The following is a 471-nucleotide window of genomic DNA, read 5'->3' on the forward strand; positions in this document are numbered from 1 at the left end:
GGCGATGCTGCCGGCCACCGGGAACACCTTGATGCCACGGCGCAGCTTCTTGCCGCTGGCGGTGGCGTCTACCGCTGTGGGCGTGCCGATCAGCGCTGCACCTCCAGCAATGCCCTTGATCGGCATGAGCCGCGCATCGCGCACGCTGCGTACAAAGGCGTAGGCCTCCTGGGTGGCGTAGCCGGTGTCCAAGGCCAGGCGCGCTAGACTCAAATGGCAGCCCGAACTGTGGGTCCAGGTCTCTCCCATGAGCTTGGCGAGAGCCGACCAAACTTCGGTTCGCGCCGTGTCGCCCATCAGGATCCGGTGCTCCACCAGCCATGCGGCTTTGCCCCGCCCGAAGGCCCAGATCGAGACTTCGATGCGGTCCTTCTGCACGTCGGCACCGGCAGTCAGCAGCAGACCGCCAGCGGGCACGGTGCCGATGCGGTAGTCCTCGCGACGTTCCAGCAATCGTTGCCAGTCCGGCGC

The 471-nt window shown here is 66.9% G+C and carries 1 protein-coding gene; it reads right to left on the reverse strand.

All coding sequences use genetic code 11. From position 1 onward, the window contains the following. The coding region (locus C1I89_RS33815; protein WP_181391128.1) for a terminase gpA endonuclease subunit at positions 1-471 on the reverse strand (471 nt) is incomplete at both ends.

Source organism: Achromobacter pulmonis (assembly GCF_002885955.2).
GTDB lineage: Bacteria > Pseudomonadota > Gammaproteobacteria > Burkholderiales > Burkholderiaceae_B > Achromobacter > Achromobacter pulmonis_A.